Below are 392 nucleotides of genomic sequence, written 5' to 3' on the forward strand. Positions count from 1 at the left end.
GCGTGGCCGTCGCGCACCAGCGCCGCGGCCACCCCGGCCCTGATCAGCGAGGACTTGCCACACCCGGACGGCCCGACCACGGCCAGGACGCCCACCTCGTCGAGCCGTTGCAGGCACGCCGTCACGTCCGCTTCGCGGCCGAAGTATGCCGGGGCGTCACCGACGTCGTACGCGACCAGGCCGAGGTAGGGACAGACAGCCTCCGTCTCGGGCTCTGCGCTCTGGGTGACCAGGGCGGGGTCCTGGCGCAGGATCGCCTTCTCGAGCTCGGCGAGCTGTGGTCCCGGGTCGAGACCGAACTCGTTGACGAGAGTGGCGCGGGCCCGCTGGAGGGTTGCCAGAGCCTCGGCCTGACGGCCGGCCTGGTACTGCGCCAGGGCCAGCAGCCCCCA

Annotated in this window: 1 protein-coding gene; it reads right to left on the reverse strand. The window is 73.0% G+C overall.

Annotated features, from left to right (window positions below; translation table 11 throughout):
- Positions 1-392, reverse strand: a 392-nt coding sequence (locus AC1DYG_RS20430; protein ID WP_477641663.1) for an AfsR/SARP family transcriptional regulator, incomplete at both ends; no start/stop codon positions are given.

It is taken from the genome of Pedococcus sp. P1_H8 (genome assembly GCF_056405175.1).